The following is a 19,322-nucleotide window of genomic DNA, read 5'->3' as shown; positions in this document are numbered from 1 at the left end:
TAAACTTTGCGGATTTGCTAGTTCACCTCTGCTTTTCTTTGAATAAAGTTACTTTTTTTATAAATACAAAGTAAAGGCGGATTTGCAATCCATGACAAAAGCACAAATGAGAAGTGATATTTTCCGCTTCACAAAGTTTCTCGACTTTTAGCCCAAACAGAAAAAATCCCAATCAAAACCGAAAGGGATTTTATATAAAATTTTATTAAACATTGCCAAAGATTTAGAACTTTGGCAAAGTGGAAAAGATTATTCCATATAACTTTCAATTGGCGCACAAGTGCAAACCAAATTTCTATCACCAAAAGCATCATCAACTCTAGAAACTGAGGCGAAGAATTTTCTTCCACGAACCCATTCTAAAGGATATGCCGCTTTTTCACGGGAATAAAGTTTATCCCAAGAATCAGAAATTACCACTTCCATTGTGTGTGGTGCGTTTTTCAAGACGTTATTTTTTTCGTCCGCTTCTCCATTTGCAATTTCATCAATTTCTTTTTTAATTGAAATTAAGGCTTCTGCAAAACGATCGATTTCTTCTTTGCTTTCAGATTCTGTTGGTTCAATCATTAAAGTTCCTGCAACTGGGAAACTTACAGTTGGTGCGTGATAACCGTAATCCATTAATCTTTTCGCCACATCTGCAACTTCAATTCCAATCGCTTTAAATTGGCGGAAATCTACAATACATTCGTGCGCCACTCTTCCTTTGGAATTGCGGTATAAAATTGGAAAATGTTCCTCAAGAACTTCTTTTAAATAATTTGCGTTTAAAATAGCGTGTTCTGTGGCTTTCATTAAACCTGAAGTTCCAAGCATTTTAATATAAGCGTAAGAAATATTTAAAACCAAAGACGAGCCGTAAGGAGCGCCAGAAATTGCATCTATAGATTCTTTTGTTCCGATTTTAATATTTGGATTGGTCGGCAAAAATTTCACTAAATGTTCTGCAACGCAAATTGGTCCAACTCCAGGTCCGCCGCCGCCGTGAGGAATTGCAAAAGTTTTATGTAAATTAAGATGACAAACATCTGCACCCACATTTCCCGGACTTGTGAAACCGACTTGCGCATTCATATTTGCGCCGTCCATGTAAACTTGCCCGCCATTATCATGAATTATTTTTATAATTTCTTTAATGTTTTCATCAAAAAAACCATAAGTAGAAGGGTAAGTAATCATTGCCGCAGAAAGGTTTTCTTTGTGAAGTTCTGCTTTGGCTTTAAAATCTTCGGCGTCAATTTCACCATTTTCAAGATTTTTTACCACAACCACTTTACAACCAGATAAAACCGCAGAAGCTGGATTCGTTCCATGCGCAGATTGCGGAATTAAAACAATATTCCGATGGCTTTCTCCAATTGATTTTTGATATTCTCTAATGACCATTAAACCCGCGTATTCTCCTTGTGCGCCAGAATTTGGTTGTAAGGAAGTTCCTGCAAAACCAGTAATTTCTGCTAAATCTTTTTCTAATTCTTTTATCATTATTTGATAACCTCCTGCTTGTTCAGTCGGTACAAAAGGATGCACACTTCCCCATTCTGCCCAAGAAATTGGAAGCATTTCGGTTGCTGCATTTAATTTCATGGTGCAAGAACCAAGAGAAATCATAGAATCTGTAAGAGACAGATCTTTGCGTTCTAATCTTTTGATGTAACGCATTAATTCTGTTTCTGTATGATAAGAATTAAAAACATCTTCGGTTAAAATTTCGTCTTGACGTAAAATTTCTGACGGAATTACAATATTTTCTTTCACTAAAAGTTTAAAACTTTGCTTATCTACAAACTGGGCAAAAGCATCAAACAATTTTTGAAGTTTCTCCAAAGTTGAAGTTTCATTTAAAGAAATACTGACGAAACCTTCAGAGAAATAATTTAAGTTTATTTTTTGATCACGCATTAAACGCATCAAAGCGTTTTTATCTTCCGGATGCATTCGGAATTTTACGGTGTCAAAAATTGGCTCCTCAACCAAATCATAACCGAGCATTCCTAAACCTTCTTTTAAAGCAATGGTTTTAAAATGAATTTGATCCGCAATAAAATTTAAACCTTTTGATCCATGATAAACAGCGTACATTGAAGCCATTACAGCTAAAAGAACTTGTGCTGTACAAATATTTGAAGTTGCTCTTTCTCTTTTAATATGTTGTTCTCTGGTTTGCAAAGCCATTCTTAATGCACGTTTTCCATACATATCTTGAGAAACGCCAATAATTCTTCCCGGAATATCTCTTTTATAATTTTCTTTACAAGCGAAAAAAGCGGCGTGTGGACCGCCATAACCCATTGGAATTCCAAATCTTTGAGTAGTTCCAACTGCACAATCTGCACCCATTTCCGCAGGAGATTTTGCTTTTACTAAAAATAATGGATCACAAGCAACTACAACTTGCAAATTATTTTCTTTATAATATTTAATATTTTCTGTGTAATCTATAATTCCGCCATTTTTACCTGGATATTGAAGTAAAACTCCAAAATAAGAATCATTAAACTGATGGTTTTTATGATTACCAATTATAATATCAATTCCCAAACCTTTGGCTTTCGTTTTTAAAACTGATATTGTTTGCGGCAAAACCAAATCTGAAATGAAAAATTTAATGGCTTCAGCTTTCTTTTGATCTTTCGTTCGGCTTTCAAAAAACATGTGCATTGCTTCGGCTGCAGCTGTTGATTCGTCCAACAAAGAAGCATTTGCAATTGGCAAACCTGTTAAACTCACCACTAAAGTTTGATAATTTAAAAGCGCTTCTAATCTTCCTTGTGCAATTTCTGCTTGATAAGGCGTATAAGCGGTGTACCAACTTGGATTTTCTAAAATATTTCTTTGAATTGCAGAAGGTAAAATCACATTATGATATCCAAAACCGATGTAATTATCAAACATTAAATTTTTTGAAGCCAGTTCTTTAGAATGAGCCAACATTTCATATTCTGAAAGTGGTTTAGAAATCTCCAAATCTTTCTCCAATCTTATAGAATCGGGAATGGTTTGTGAAATTAATTCTGAAATAGAAGAAACGCCAATTTTATCGAGCATTTCTTTGGTATCACTTTCATTAAGACTAATGTGACGGTTTACAAATTGCTGTGTATTCATATTATTTTGCAAAGTTTTTAAGAAAATAAAGGTTCGTAAAAATACAAATTTCCAGAAGAGTCGGCAACAACAAAATCTTTTAAAATATGATATTTGTCAAGATAAATATTTAGATGTAAAACTTTATTCTTTATTCTTAGAAATTATTTAAAAGAAAGGCAATAAGTATCATCAAGATAAAAATCGCTATTAAAATTTTGAATATTTTGGGAGAACCAAAAGGATTGTTGCGTGAAGGTTTTTGGGGTTTAAATAATTCTTCTACTTCTGCTTTGTATTTTTGTCTATCATTTTCAAAGACTTCTGTAATTGTAATTCCTTTAACTACTGTTTTTTGAGTTAGAGAATTGGTTGCATGAAGTAAAATTTGAAATTTACCGTCTTTGAATTCATTAATTTTAAAAACCCTTTCACCATAAGATTTTTCAAGACCAAAAGGAAGAATTTTTACAACATCTGCATTTTGTGTTTGCCAATTAATAATAATTTCTTCTCCTTTTTTAACTCTAATTTTATTTGCTGAAAAGGTTTTTATATAAGGTGGTAAATTATTTCTAAACTCTGGTTTGGGAATAGAAAAGCTTTGGTCATAAAGATTCCGTGAAGTTTCATTAATTAAAGTTTCATAAGCTTCTTGCACTTCTCTGAAACGATTTTCAAAAAATTCATCATCTTTATTTTTATCCGGATGGTATTTTAAAGATAATTTTCGGTAGGCTTTTTTAATGTCTTCTTCAGAAGCATCTGTTGAAATACCGAGAAAATAATAGTAATCTTTCAAAGTTAATAATTGAATTACAAAAGTAGGAAAAAAGCTAAAAGTAAAACGGTAAAAGTAAAAAGACTAATTCAAAATAAATTGTAATTTTAGCCCATGAAAAGAAAGGTACTTCTCATCTACACCGGCGGAACAATCGGTATGGAAAAAGATTATGAAACCGGTAGTTTGCGGGCATTTAATTTTGAAAATATTTTTCAGAAAATCCCGGAAATGAAATTAATTGAATGTGAAGTTTTTGTACATCCATTTAAAATTCCTTTAGATTCTTCTGATATGGGTCCCGAAGAATGGAAAATCATTGCCAATTACATCGCTAAAAATTATGAAAAATATGATGGTTTTTTAATTTTACACGGAACAGACACCATGTCTTATACTGCTTCTGCATTAAGTTTTATGCTAAAAGGTTTAAGAAAACCTGTGATTTTGACCGGCTCGCAATTGCCAATTGGAGATTTAAGAACAGATGCGAAAGAAAATCTTTTAACGAGTTTATATTACGCTAGTTTATATGAAAATGATGAAGCGGTAATTCAGGAAGTGGCGCTTTATTTTGAATATAAATTATTGCGCGGAAATAGAAGTTTAAAATATTCCGCAGAATTTTTTGACGCTTATCAAAGTCCAAACTATCCTATTTTAGGACAATCTGGTGTACATTTAAATGTAGAAAAGGAAAATCTTTTCCGCTCAAAAAAAGATGAAAAGTTTAGTGCAGATTTGCATATTTCACAAGATGTTTTGTTTTGGAGAATTTTCCCAGGAATGCAAATTTCACATTTTTCTGAAATACCAAAAATGAAAGTTTTAATCCTTCAGGTTTTTGGTTCCGGAACTATTTTTAATACAAAAAAAACGAAACAAACTTTAGAAAAACTACGCAATAACGGAACTGAAATTGTGGTTGTTTCACAATGTGTTTCTGGCGGAATTTCTATCGGAAAATATAATAATAGTAATATTTTTAAAGAAATAAATGCCATAAGCGGAAAAGATATGACGGCAGAGAGTGCAATTACAAAAGCAATGCATTTAATTGATAATCCCACTTACAAAGGAAGTTTTGCAGAAAATTTTGAGAAAAATTTACGCGGCGAAATTTCGGAAGATTAAAATTTCTTAACCATAATACTTTTGTAGTTTCCAATAAAATAGTTTATTTTTGCGCACTTCAATAGAGAGGTGTCCGAGTGGTTGAAGGAGCTAGCCTGGAAAGCTAGTATACGGGTAACTGTATCGTGGGTTCGAATCCCATCCTCTCTACAAACAAGTCCGGAAATTGGATATTAACAAATGAAGTAAACTAAATCAGGAACTAATATTCCTGATTTTTTTTATTTATAAAATTTTGAAAGATAATTTTAGTTTTTCTTGTACTTTTGAATAATTAATGTTTACATTTTATTATAAATTGAAAAATGTTTCAAATAACTATTTTAAAAATATGAATATTAAGATAAATTTAAACAGACGTGGACAATCTTGTTAATATGAAAATCTTTCAATTTTTTCTTTTTTTTCTTTTTTATCAATCATTCTTTGGACAAGAATTACCTCCAATTCAGAAATTTTCTCCTGAAAATTATTTGGGAGATAATCAGAACTGGATGATTTCCCAAGCGGCTGATCATTATATTTATGTAGCAAATAATAAGGGTCTTTTAGAATATAATGGAGCCAAATGGACAATCTATTCTTCTCCCAACAACACTATAATGAGGGCTGTAAATGTGATTGGAAATAAAATTTACACGGGTTGTTATGCAGACTTTGGTTTCTGGGTAAAAAACGAATTTGGAACTTTAAAATATACTTCTCTTTTGCCAAAACTTCACAAAAAAAAATTAGAAGATGAGCAAATTTGGAATATTCTTGCGTATAGTGAATGGGTTATTTTTCAATCGAGCAACAACCTTTATCTTTATAATACAAAAAACGGAACTTTTAAAATAATAAAATCTACAAATACTATTTATAAAGTTTTTAAAGTAAATAATCGAATTTATTTTCATGTTGCTAATGAAGGTTTGTATGTATTAGAAAATGGTAAACCAAAATTACTCGTAAACAATTCAGTAATAAAAACAGGCAGAGTAATTAATGTTTTTAAAAGCGCAGAATCTTTGATAATTCTTACCAGAAACTCAGGATTTTATAAATTTCAAGATAATATATTTAAAAAGTGGGATATTCCAGCTGATGATTTGTTAAAAAAAGTGAATGTCTTTAGCAGTTCTCAACTTGAGGATGGAAGCTTAATGATTGGTACAATTTCTGACGGCATTATTCATCTTTCTAAAAATGGAATTCTCGAATATCAAATTTCTCAAAAAAAGGGTTTAAGCAACAACACCGTTTTATCAATATTTGAAGACAGTGCAAACAACGTCTGGGTTGCTTTAGATAATGGTATTGATTGTATTAATGCAAAATCTGCAGTAAGTAATTTTTTTGATTACGAAGGTGTTTTGGGCACGGTTTATACTACTCAAGTTTTTAAGAATATTCTTTATATAGGAACAAATCAGGGCTTATTTTATAAAGAATTAAAGGATGTAAACAATGATTTTAAGTTTATTGAAGGTACTGCGGGACAAGTTTGGGATTTATTTAATTTAAATGATGAATACTTATTTTGTGGGCATCATTTAGGTAGTTTTTTAATTAAAAACAATAAAGCAATAAAGATAAGTGAAGATCTGGGAGCTTGGGCGTTCAAGAAAGTTCCGAAGCATGATGATTTGCTTTTACAAGGAAATTATAATGGTCTAAACGTTTTAGAAAATAAAAATGGAAGCTGGGAATTAAGAAATAAAATTGAGGGATTTAAAAATTCTTCAAGATATTTTGAAATCAATGATACAAAACAAGTGTGGGTAAATCATGAATATAAAGGGGTTTTTAAATTACAATTGAATGATAATTTTACCAAAGTAATTAAAACAGAAATGGAGGCGAGTTTGCCTTTGGGAAAAAATTCAAGTTTGGTGAAATACCAAAACAATATTTATTATGCCTCCGAAAAAGGCATATTTAAATACAATAAAATAAAAAAATTATTCCAAAGAGATGCCATTCTAAGTGCAGCAATCAAACAGGGAGATTACATTACGGGCAAATTAGTTGTCGATAAAAACGGAAAACTTTGGGCATTTTCAAAAGATAATATTTGCTTTATTGAAAATGATGATATTACCAATACACCAATTATTAATACAATCCCAATTCCTTCAAAATTGCGAAAAAGTGTTTTAGGATATGAAAATATTTCATTAATTAACCCAAATACTTATGTTTTAGGAACTGCAAATGGATATATAGCTTTAGATTTATCTAAAATTAGTACAAAAAAAGATTTTACAATTTATCTAAATTCCATAGTATTAAAGGGAATAAATGATAAAATAACTTCTTTTTCTTTGAAAAAACAGGGCGATTTAAAGTATAAACAAGGAGTATTAATTTTTAATTATTCTGTACCCGAGTTCGATAAGTATTTAGTTGTAAAATACCAATACAAACTTGAAGGAGAGTTCAATGAATGGAGTTCTTGGTCAGAAAATCCTCAAACAACGTTTGAAAACTTGTCTTTCGGAACTTATACCTTTAGTGTAAGAGCAAAAATTGGTAATCAATTATCAAAAAATATAATTTCTTATCATTTTACTGTAGCTAGACCTTGGTATTTATCTAATGTTGCATTCGTTCTTTATATTCTTGTGCTTTCATTAATAATTCTCATTACTCATAAAACCTACAAACGCTATTACAATAATAAGTATAAGCAGAAGATAATGGAAAATGAGCAAGCTTTAATGAAAATAAATAATGAAAAACTAAACCAAGATATTGACAGCAAAAACAGAGAATTAGCAATTTCTACAATGAGTTTAATAAAAAAGAACGAAGTTCTAAGTACTATAAAAAAAGAATTGAGCAAAGACAAAGACTTGGGTAAAAAAGCTGCCTTAAATTTAATAGATACTAATTTGAATGATGAAGACGATTGGTCCTTTTTTGAAACCGCATTTAAAAATGCAGATAAAGCATTTTTAGACAAAATCAAAAAAGCACATCCTGATTTAACGCCAAATGATTTGAGATTTACTGCTTACTTAAGATTAAATCTAACTTCTAAAGAAATGGCACCATTACTTAATATTTCTATAAAAAGTGTTGAGACGAAGCGATATAGATTAAGAAAAAAATTAGGCTTGCCTCATGATGAAGGATTAATTAATTACATTTTAAATTTACAATAATACTACACGCTTTAATTTCACCACGACAAAAACACTACAAGTGACACTCTTTTAGTTTTTAAATTTCATTTTTCGATTTTATTTTTCGATTTTAAATAATTGCATTACGCGCTTCTAACGGAGATTTTGCGGGAAAATCATTTACTTTTTTTAAGAATTTTTAGAATGTTGGTTTTTTATCGGTTTCATTTTTATTTATTTAGTAAAATTTAACATTAAGTTTACCATAATATAAATAAAAGAACAAAGTATAGCCCATTTTTTAAAACAAACCTTTAAACTCAAAAAAATGAATTTTAAATTACAAAATCAAAAATTAGAAATGCTCTTTCTGCTTTTTTTGCTTTGCTTTTCATCGATGATGTATTCGCAAGTAACAAATAAAAAAGAATCATCTAGCAAAGAAAAAGTCACTGACTTAGATGAGATAATTGTTGTTGGATATGGAACTCAGAAAAAAAGTGACGTAACTGGTGCGGTTGCTAAAGTAAATGTAGAGAATGCAAAAGAAACACCTACGACTAATATTTCTGAAATGTTGCGTGGAAAAGCTGCAGGTTTACAGGTCACTTTAGGATCTGCAAGACCGGGTGGATCTTCTAATATTTTAATTAGAGGAAGAAATTCAATTCTTGGAGGAAATGATCCTCTTATAGTTTTAGACGGTTTTCCTATTGAAAATATCAATGATATCAATCCCGATGATATTGCCTCAATAGAAGTTCTGAAAGATGCATCTTCACAGGCTATCTATGGTGCAAGAGCTTCTAATGGAGTTATACTGGTAACAACAAAAAGAGGTAAGGAAGGTAAAATGAGAATTAATATTAATACCTATACTACAGCTCAACAATTAACAAAAAACTTTGATTTATTTAATGGTGAAGAATTTGCACAATTAAGAAGAGAAGCAAAACGAACAGATAATTTGCCAACTCAAGGTTACTTATCGGATGAATTAAATTTTAATGGTGCTACAACACCAGAATATTTAAATTTTAAACGCGGTAATTTTACTGATTGGGAGAAAACAATTTTAAGAACGGGATTTATCCAAAGTCACAGCATAAGTTTGTCTGGAGGAACTGAAACAACTAAAATATTTTCAAGCTTTAACTTTTTTGATCAGTCTGGATTGATACCTTCTTCAAGTTACAAAAGAGGGACATTTAGATTGAACATTAATCAAAAAATTAATGAGAAAGCAAGTATTGAGGCGAATATAAACTTGGCTTCAGATAGTCAAACTAAAGAATCTTCAAACTTAGACTTTATTACTATTTCACCTTTTACCGGCCCTTATGACGCTGATGGAAATTTAGTTTATCGTTTAGCAGGAGCCAATGCGAGTAGTTCTACTGTAAACCCGTTGTGGGATATTAGAGAATCCAATGTAGAGTCTAAAACTAATTTTTATAATTTAAATTTTGTCGGAAATTATAAGTTTACTAAAAATTTCTCTTACAAACTTAATACATTATTTAGCCGAAAACTTATAGACGATGGAAGTTATCTTTCTAGACTTCACTCTAGTGGAGCAGCTTTAAATGGAATTGCAAATGTTGGCAATACTTTAAGAGAAGAATATTTGATTGAAAATATATTTAATTATAAAACGAAAATTGGCACTAATCATAAAATTGATATTACGTTCGTACAATCAATAAATCAAATTAACCTATCCAATACAACATCTACAGGTACTGGTTTTGGAAATGATTTACTTGGTTATGATGGAATTTCAGGCGCATTAAACTTTAATGTAACTAGAAACGAAGAACAAAAAAGAATTTCATCTTTTCTGGGGAGAATAAACTACAACTTGATGGATAAATATCTACTGACTTTAACGGCACGTCGTGATGGCGCATCTGTTTTTGCAGAAAGTAAAAAATGGGCTTTTTTCCCAGCTGTTGCAGCAGCTTGGCAAATACATAAAGAAAATTTCTTGTTAGATAGTAAATTTCTAAATCAGTTAAAATTAAGACTTGGTTATGGTTCTGTAGGAAACCAATCATTAGACCCTTATTCAACTTTAGGAGTCGTTACAAATTATCCATATATTTTTGCAGGATCTCTTACAACTGGTGCTTTGCCAGGAACTATATTGCCAAATCCAAATTTAACTTGGGAAACTTCCACCACAGCAAACGCAGGTCTTGATTTCGGTTTTTTCAACAATAGAATTTCAGGTTCTGTAGATTATTATAATACTCGCACTACGGATTTGCTTACAAATACATCTTTAGCAGGAACTTCGGGCTTTAGTTCAATGATTACCAATGGAGGTGAATCTAAAAATAGCGGTATAGAAGTAATGTTACGAGCCGATATTATAAGAAACAAAACTATAAACTGGAATATTACGGGAGCATTTACCAAAAACAAAAATGAGTTAATAAAATCAGGAGTCGTAGATATAAATGGCAATCCACAAGATGATCAATCAAGAGGACGCTATATTGGTTACTCTATAAATAATATTCGCACACAAGTATTTGATGGAATTTTCCAAACTGATGCAGAAGCAGCAGCTTCAGCGCAAGCAAAACCAGGTAGTACATCAAACTCCGACCTTAGTAAATTAAAAGCAGGATCTATTAGAATTAAAGACATCAATGGTGACGGTTTAATTACGGATGCAGATAATATTATTATCAATACAGATCCTAAATGGTTTGCTTCTATTTCTAGTACATTTAATTATAAAAATTTTGAATTATACGCTGATGTTTATATCGTCGAAGGAGCCACTAAAAGTAATCCCTACTTATATGCTTTCAACCAAGGTGGAACATTACAATCTGTAAGAAATGGGATTAAAGTAGATTATTGGACGCCAGAAAATCCATCAAATACCGCACCTCGTCCAAGCTATGCAAGCGCACCAGCAAATATTGGAACCATTGGTATAGCAGATGCTTCTTATGTTCGGTTAAGAACATTATCATTAGGCTATAATTTCTCTAAATCGATTTTAGAAAGATTAGGTTTAACTAATTTTAAATTATATGTTACCGCAACTAATCTGTTTACAGTAACTGATTATAAATCATACAGCCCAGAAAACAATCCAAATGATTTCCCAGATACCAAGTCCATAACTATTGGTCTTAATTTAGGACTTTAATTATTAAAATAAATTATTATGAAAAAGAACAATTTTTATATGAAATGGGGATTTTTACTTATTTCAATGCTCTTACTAAACTCTTGTACCGATTATTTAGAAGAAATGCCCACATCAAACTTTACGGCAGATTTTGTATATAATACTCCTGAAGGTTTAGAGGCAGGAGTGGTCGGTCTATATACAATTCAAAGATCATTTTGGGAAAGTGGTTCCAATAATGGATCAGACCCTATTGTAATTGATGCAAAAGATGATTTAACTGTTCCCCGTGGCGGAGAAATATCAAACTACGGAAAATTAAACAGCGGAAGGTTTGCAACAAATAGTGGCGTGCATGGTACTTATTGGAATTTATATTACAGAATTATTGATCGCTCCAATGCGATTATAAAAGCGGCACCAAATGTAAATATGGATGCATCAAGAAGAAATCAAATTATTGCTGAAGCTAAATTTTTTAGAGCAAATTCTGTATTTACATTATTCAAATTATTTAATAATATTTACGTAACAACCGAGCCAACTACACCTGAAAACGCACTAAATATAATTAATGCTAAAACTCCCGAAGCAGATATTTATAAATTAGTGAAAGAAGATTTAACTTTCTCTATTGAAAATCTTCAATGGAATGTAGTGGCAGGAAGAGTTGGGCAAGGTGTAGCAAGACATCTAAAAGCGGAGGTTGCATTGTGGCAAAAAGATTGGTTAGAAGCAAAAACACAATCTGAAGCAGTTATTGCTCAAGGTACTTATAGTCTCGCACCAAGCACTGATTTAGTTTTCAAAGGAGAGATGAACACCAAAGAATCATTATGGGTTTTACAATTCAAAAAAGCAATAAATGGTGAAGCTAATAAAATCAACTTTAACCTAATGCCTAATTATGCCGAACAAACTCCTGGTTCTAAATATACAATAGAACAAGCGGGTCGTGGTTTTGGATGGTTGACAATGAATAATTATATTCGTGATTTATTAGCTCAAAGTCCAAATGACACAAGAATTAAAGGAACTTATTATATCAAAGATTATGTATATAATGATCCCGCAACATTACCTGCAGGTCAAGTTTTGGGCTCCATCATAAGAAATAATCCTTCTGCCCCGTGGAAAGAATTTGGAGATCAAGCAAGTAGAAACGGCTTTTTTATTCGCCAAAATGCAGGATGTAGAAAATATTTTCCAGATGATGGAATTCCAACGGAAGATAAACAAGTTAAAAATATCATGATGGCTAGATTAGCAGAAACTTATCTTTATGCAGCAGAAGCTAATATGCGATTAGGCAATAATACTTTAGCATTGTTCTACTTAAATAAAGTAAGAACAAGAGCAAACACACCCGCTTTAACCTCTGTTGTAACTATAGAAGATATTCTAGATGAAGAAGCACGAGAATTAGCTTTTGAAGGTCGCCGTTGGTATATGCTTAAAAGAACAGGGAAATTATATGACTATATTGTTGACCACGCCGGTTATGGTAAAGCAGGGGATTTAAGTTTGCAAAATACTGGAACCCACGCCAATACACCTGCAGATCCTTACACCTTCGCAAATGATGCGCGACGTAATATGCAACCTTGGATGGTGAATTGGGTAATTCCACAAAATATAATAAATCTTTTTGGACCAGATTATCCTCAAAATACAGGTTATTGATTTGTAGGTAATTTGATTCTAATAAATTAAGGGCAAGTGCATATTTGCCCTTAATTTTTAAAATTGAATGACTATAATTTAAATTTATCTCATCAAAAAATTCAAAAAAATGCGGTGTTTATTAGCATATTTTATAATATTAGGATTATTTAACGGCGTAACTAATGCCCAAACCAAAATTTCTTTCGCAGATAATCCTGTAATTGCACATCGTGGCGCTTGGAAAGCAAATAATCTTCCGCAAAATTCTATTGCATCATTAAAACAAGCAATTGCCTTAAAATGTGCTGGATCCGAGTTTGATGTTAGAATGACAAAAGATAATGTACTCGTCATACTACACGATCCTGATTACAATGGATTGGATATTGAAAAATCAACTTATGCCGAACTTTCAAAATTTAAACTTTCAAACGGCGAAAATGTACCAACTCTGAAAGACTATTTAAAGGCAGTAAAGAAAAACAACAATACTACAGGTTTGGTTTGTGAAATAAAACCTTCAAAAATTATAGGGAGAAATATGTTAATTACCGAAGCAGTCCTAAAATTGGTAAAACAACAAAAAGCACAACCATATATACTTTCTTATATCAGTTTTAGTTATGCTATTCTTAAAAAAATTTATGAATTGGATCCAAATGCTAAAACACAATATTTAGATGGCTCAAAATCTCCTGAAATTTTAAAAAAAGATAACATATCGGGTTTGGATTACTTAATTTATAAATTAAAAATGAATCCCGAATGGATAGAAAGCGCAAAAGAAAACAATATTCTTTTAAATGCTTGGTCTGCTGATAAAACTGAAGATATTGATTGGCTAATTGCAAATAAATTTAATTACATCTCCACTAATGAACCAGAATTGGTCTTTGATAGACTAAAAAAAAGTCCTACAAACAAAGGCTATAATTTAGTTTGGAGTGACGAATTTAATTATAGAGGAAAACCAGATCCAAACAAATGGGGATATGATTATGGTTTTATTGCCAACGAAGAAAAACAATATTATACAGATAATATTAAAAATGCAAGAGTAGAAAATGGTTACTTAATTATTGAAGCATTTAAAGAAAAAATAGCCAATAAAGATTTTAAAAATCCTGAAATTAAAGAGTGGACAAAATATAAAAGAGAAATTGATACCGCACAATACAGCTCAGCAAGAATTAATACATATGGTCTCGCTTCTTGGAAATATGGTTATATAGAAGTGAGTGCCAAATTACCAAAAGGACGAGGAATGTGGCCTGCAATCTGGATGCTTGCCGATAATAAAAAAGAAAAAGGATGGCCAGAAAGTGGTGAAATTGATATTATGGAGCATGTGGGTTATGATAATGACACTATTCATGGAACAATACATACCAAAGCTTACAACCACTTGAAAGGAACACAAAAAGGAAAAACAATTTTTATAGATAAACCTAATGATACTTTTCATGTCTTCGCGATAGAATGGACACCAGAAAAAATTGATTTTATTTTAGATGGTGTTGTTTACAATCATTTTGTAAATGAACACAAAACAACAGACGAATGGCCTTTTGACAAAAGATTCCATATAATTTTAAACGTGGCCGTTGGTGGTATGTGGGGTGGTAAAAATGGAATTGACGATACAATTTTCCCCCAGAAAATGGAAATAGATTATGTTAGAGTTTTTCAAAAAACAAATTAATATTAAAAAAATGAAACAATATTTAATAGTACTTTTAATGAGTATGATGAGCTTTACAAGTTGTAAAGCCCAAAATCTAAGTGTAATGACATACAATATTCGTTTAGACATTGCCTCCGATGGTGAAAATGCATGGGCTAAAAGAAAAGATTTTTTTAGTTCCCAAGTGCAATTTTATAGCCCGGATATTTTGGGAGTTCAAGAAGCAAGAACCAATCAAATGCAGGATTTAAAAGATGCACTTACAGATTACAAAGCAATTGGAATAGGAAGAGATGGCGGAGATAAGGGAGAACATTCTTCTATCTTTTATAATACAAAAAAATTGAAGGTTGAAAATACGGATACTTTTTGGTTATCTGAAACACCTACCAAATTTTCAAAAGGTTGGGACGCCGCTTATCCCAGAATTTGTACTTACGGACTTTTTACAATCTTAAAAACCAAACAAAAAGTTTGGATATTCAATACCCATTTAGACAATATAGGAGCTAAAGCTCGCTCACAAGGCATGCAATTAATTCTTAAAAAAATCAACGAAGTAAATACACAAAATTTTCCTGTTATTCTTACAGGAGATTTTAATGTGGATCCAGATGATGTTTTATTAGCGGAATTAAAACAAAGAATGATAGATTCCAAAGACATAGCAAAAATTAAATTCGGTCCACAAGCAACATTCAATGATTTTAAATATAATGAACCTGCAACCAGACGAATAGATTACATTATGCTTTCAAAACCCAATAAATTTGAGGTAGAAAAATATGGTGTTTTAACGAGTGCGATTGATTCTAAATACCCTTCTGATCATTTCCCTGTGTTAGTAGAATTAAAATTAAAATAAACTTATGAAGAAGCAAATCCCTTTTTTTTATCCAACGATTAAGATTATTATTTTACTTTTATTCGTGTTGTGTTTTCAAAAAATAAAAAGTCAACAAATACAGCAAAACCCAAATTTAGATCCTAAAATAGAAAAGAAAATAGATTCTGTTTTAACATTGATGAATTTAAATGAAAAGATAGGTCAATTAGTTCAATATAGCGGTCAATGGGATGCAACAGGTCCATCTACCTCGCAAGGGGATCAACAAATTCTTAAGAAATTAAAGAAAGGAGAAGTAGGCTCTATGCTAAACATTTATTCAGTAAATAGTATAAAGGAAACACAGAAAATTGTAATGGAAAATTCACGTTTGAAAATTCCTTTAATTTTTGGATATGACGTCATTCACGGTTATAAAACTATTTTTCCTATTCCTTTAGGAGAAACGGCGAGTTGGGATTTGGAAATTATGAAAAAATCTGCGGCTATTGCTGCAAAAGAAGCGGCGTCTTCAGGTTTAAACTGGACTTTTGCTCCTATGATTGATGTTTCGAGAGACGCGCGATGGGGTAGAATTATGGAAGGCGCAGGAGAAGATCCATATCTGAATTCTGTAGTAGGTGTAGCTCGCATCAAAGGCTTCCAAGGCGAAGATTTGTCTAACATTTTTACCGTCGCTGCATGTGCAAAACATTTTGCAGGTTATGGATTTGCTGAAGCAGGACGCGATTATAATACTGTAAATATTGGATTAAATGAATTACACAATACTATTCTGCCACCATTTAAAGCGGCGGCAAATGCGGGAGTTGCAACTTTTATGAATTCATTTAATGACATTGATGGAATTCCTTCAACTGGAAATAAATTTTTACAACGGGATATTTTAAAGGGAGAATGGAATTGGAAGGGATTTGTTGTTTCAGATTGGGGATCAATAGGTGAAATGATTGCACATGGTTACGCAGAAGATAAGAAACAAGCGGCTCAAATTGCAATGAATGCAGGAAGTGATATGGATATGGAATCTTATGCTTACGAAGCTAATTTAGAAAAATTACTCAACGAAAAAAAAGTAAGCATAGAGCAAATTAACGATGCTGTAAGACGGGTATTAAGAATTAAGTTTCAATTAGGATTATTTGATGATCCATATAAATACTGCGATGAGAAAAGAGAAATTGATAATGTTTATACAACAGAAAACCTAGCTTTTGCACGTGAAGTCGCAAAAAAATCAATCGTATTACTTAAAAACGAAAAAAAACTGCTACCACTTTCCAAAAATATAAAAAGCATTGCAGTAATAGGACCTTTAGCGGACGACAAAGATACTCCTCTTGGAAATTGGCGAGGAAGAGCGACCTATAATTCGGCTGTTTCTTTATTAGAAGGAATAAAAAAATCTGTTGATAAAAATGTAAAAATAATTTATGCAAAAGGTATTGATTTAATTATACCAACTGTGGAAAAAGGTGAAAATCAATTTTTAATCCCTCTTAAATTTAATACAACAGATAGATCCAAAATCGCCGAAGCAGTAGAGGCAGCAAAAAAATCTGATGTAGTTATTTTGGTCATTGGGGAAAACGCATATCAAACAGGAGAAGGACGCAGCCAAACAGATATTGGTTTTGCCGGACTTCAAAACGAATTATTTGATGAAGTTTATAAAGTAAATAAAAACATTGTCTTGGTCTTAATGAACGGAAGACCCTTGGAGTTGAGCCGAGTTTCAGAACTTGCTCCAAGTATTTTAGAATGTTGGCATTTGGGTTCAGAATCAGGAAATGCAATTGCCGATGTTGTTTTTGGTGATTATAATCCGTCGGGAAAATTACCTGTTTCATTCCCTCACAACGTAGGACAGGAACCTTTATATTACAATCAAAAAAATACTGGTCGACCATATAGCGACAAACATGTTACTTTTTCTGGCTACAGAGATGCACCAAAAACGGCATTATATCCTTTCGGTTTTGGTTTAAGTTACACCACATTTTCTTATAAGAATTTAGAATTAGATAAAACTGAGATTTCTAAAAATGGAAAATTAAAAGTAAGTGTTGAAGTCACAAATACGGGCGATAGAAATGGTGAAGAAGTAGTTCAATTGTATATTCGAGATTTAGTTGGTAGTTTGGTAAGACCTATAAAAGAATTGAAAGGTTTTGAAAAAATTTCTTTAAAATCAGGAGAGACAAAAATAGTTTCTTTTACCATCAATTCTAAAACATTAGAGTTTTACACCGCCAACAAAAAATGGGAAGTAGAACCTGGCAAATTTGATGTTTGGATTGGTGGTGATTCTACAACAACTTTGAAAAAATCTTTTACAGTAAGTGAATAATTTAATTTTATATCATAGAAAAAACTTAAAATACCTATTAAGAACAATGGAACTTCAAGAATATTTCTAGTTTAGAATTTTCAAATTATAGAATTAGAAATTGATTTCCTACAAGTTTTTTTACCTACTGATTTCAGTAGGTTTTTATATATATATTTTTTTAAAGAAGTCTAAAATAATGTACTATTTTTTTTCCAGAAAAAGTAAGTTTTAAGAAGTATAAATGGAACTGCAGATAAAAGATAAAGTAAAGAAGAATCTACCTCGTTTAAAAAAAACTTTATTCCAAAATTCAAGGTAAATCCTAATATTATTGAAATATGCAGAATAAGCATTTTTGCAGAGAGTGGTCCAAAATCTAAATTTTTATTTGAATTTGAAAAAAAATGTGAAATCGCTAAGATAGTTGTTAATCCCAAATTTAAATTGAATATGTCATTTTTAAAGTAAAGAATTTGTGAATTTAAAGCAAACAATTTTATATCATAAAAGCTAAAAACAAAACCAAATAAAATAATAATAAATAGAACATAAGCAAACATAACAAAAAACGTAGGAAAAAAAACTTTACTTATTTCTACAAAACTCTCTTTTAAAACAATTTTCTTTATTAACGCAGACAAAATCTCTATAAAAGCTTGCCACCAAAATAAATAAAGCATATAAAAAATGGTAATTTCCTTATTTATTAAAGCTAGAACTGTCAAAATTAAAGTTCCGAAAAAATTAATTTTAGCAAAATAATTACTATTCATTCAACATTTTATTTCATACAAATATCATATTTTTGTTTTAAAATAAGAACAAAAAAAAGTCTGCAAATAAATTACAGACTTTTTTTAATTTTAATGAAGTAGTATTACTTTACTATTTCATATTCTATCGGCATTACACCGCGTTGTAGATTTCCAATTTCATCAAAGGCAGCTTTAGATAAATCCATTGCTCTTGCTGTGTGATATGGTCCTCTGTCATTAATTTTTACAACTACACTTTTATGTGTTCTAAGATTAGTAACTTTTACTAATGTTCCGAACGGAAGTTTTTTATTTGCTGCAGTAAATTTTGAATTACTAAAAATTTCACCGCTTGCTGTTTTTCTACCGTTAAATTTGTCGTGATAATAAGATGCATAACTTGTTTTTGCGCTTTCATCTAAAGGACTATTCGTAAAAGAATAAATACCGAAAGCTGAAATTATTAATATCACAATTAGAATAAGTCTTTTCTCCATTTTATATATTTTGGGGGTTTTGACGCGTCAAAGGTATTCAGTTTCTGAATTACACAATAATATTTTACTCAAACTGTGTTAAAGTTTTGTTAATTATTGTAGAGAGACCTTGTTTTCCCCTTTGATAAAGGCTTTTCTCAAAGAATGTTAAATTGTGTTAAAAACGTATTTAAAAAGTTAATAGAATTAACTAATATTTAGTAATTTTAAATAAAATAATAAATTAAATAATTGATAGTCAATTATATAAATAAAAAAATCTCTTCAAAAATTGAA

At 31.0% G+C, this 19,322-nt stretch carries 11 protein-coding genes and 1 tRNA gene; 8 read left to right on the top strand and 4 right to left on the bottom strand.

Translation table 11 applies throughout. From position 1 onward, the window contains the following. Positions 1–249: 249 nt before the first annotated feature. Positions 250–3,111, bottom strand: a complete 2,862-nt coding sequence (gene gcvP, locus ACN0WB_RS11205; protein ID WP_417431809.1) for an aminomethyl-transferring glycine dehydrogenase — start codon at positions 3,109–3,111, stop codon at positions 250–252. A 136-nt stretch (positions 3,112–3,247) separates the two neighbouring features. Beyond that, positions 3,248–3,892 (bottom strand): J domain-containing protein, encoded by a 645-nt coding sequence (locus tag ACN0WB_RS11200; RefSeq protein ID WP_417431807.1) that lies wholly within the window; start codon positions 3,890–3,892, stop codon positions 3,248–3,250. Between the two features lie 93 nt (positions 3,893–3,985). Here ACN0WB_RS11200 and ACN0WB_RS11195 point away from each other — a divergent pair, with 93 nt between their 5' ends. The 8 genes from ACN0WB_RS11195 to bglX all read left to right on the top strand — a co-directional run bounded on the left by ACN0WB_RS11195 (position 3,986) and on the right by bglX (position 17,812). After that, entirely contained in the window at positions 3,986–5,005 is a 1,020-nt protein-coding gene (locus ACN0WB_RS11195; protein ID WP_417431805.1) for an asparaginase, read from the top strand. A gap of 63 nt (positions 5,006–5,068) precedes the next feature. After that, a tRNA-Ser gene (locus tag ACN0WB_RS11190) sits at positions 5,069–5,155 on the top strand. Between the two features lie 227 nt (positions 5,156–5,382). Then, entirely contained in the window at positions 5,383–8,154 is a 2,772-nt protein-coding gene (locus tag ACN0WB_RS11185; protein ID WP_417431803.1) for a two-component regulator propeller domain-containing protein, read from the top strand. Positions 8,155–8,476: 322 nt separating this feature from the next. Further along, a complete protein-coding gene (locus ACN0WB_RS11180) occupies positions 8,477–11,284 on the top strand; it encodes a SusC/RagA family TonB-linked outer membrane protein (RefSeq protein WP_417431801.1) in 2,808 nt (935 codons plus the stop codon). 18 nt (positions 11,285–11,302) lie between these two features. Then, positions 11,303–12,949, top strand: a complete 1,647-nt coding sequence (locus ACN0WB_RS11175; protein WP_417431799.1) for a RagB/SusD family nutrient uptake outer membrane protein — start codon at positions 11,303–11,305, stop codon at positions 12,947–12,949. Positions 12,950–13,058: 109 nt separating this feature from the next. Then, positions 13,059–14,633, top strand: coding sequence for a family 16 glycosylhydrolase (locus tag ACN0WB_RS11170; RefSeq protein ID WP_417431797.1), 1,575 nt, complete (start codon positions 13,059–13,061; stop codon positions 14,631–14,633). 10 nt (positions 14,634–14,643) lie between these two features. Continuing rightward, complete coding sequence (locus tag ACN0WB_RS11165) at positions 14,644–15,480, top strand: endonuclease/exonuclease/phosphatase family protein (RefSeq protein WP_417431795.1); 837 nt, start codon at positions 14,644–14,646, stop codon at positions 15,478–15,480. A gap of 4 nt (positions 15,481–15,484) precedes the next feature. After that, entirely contained in the window at positions 15,485–17,812 is a 2,328-nt protein-coding gene (gene bglX, locus ACN0WB_RS11160; protein WP_417431793.1) for a beta-glucosidase BglX, read from the top strand. Positions 17,813–17,982: 170 nt separating this feature from the next. Here the strand turns inward: bglX and ACN0WB_RS11155 are convergent, their stop codons facing one another. Then, positions 17,983–18,567, bottom strand: coding sequence for a hypothetical protein (locus ACN0WB_RS11155; protein WP_417431791.1), 585 nt, complete (start codon positions 18,565–18,567; stop codon positions 17,983–17,985). 104 nt (positions 18,568–18,671) lie between these two features. Next, a complete protein-coding gene (locus ACN0WB_RS11150; protein ID WP_417431789.1) occupies positions 18,672–19,046 on the bottom strand; it encodes a septal ring lytic transglycosylase RlpA family protein in 375 nt (124 codons plus the stop codon). Positions 19,047–19,322: the final 276 nt, after the last annotated feature.

The sequence above is a fragment of the Halpernia sp. genome (genome assembly GCF_048269545.1).
Taxonomy (GTDB): Bacteria; Bacteroidota; Bacteroidia; order Flavobacteriales; family Weeksellaceae; genus Halpernia.
Note: the sequence above shows the minus strand (reverse complement) of the source record. Positions and strands in the feature narration are given on the sequence as shown.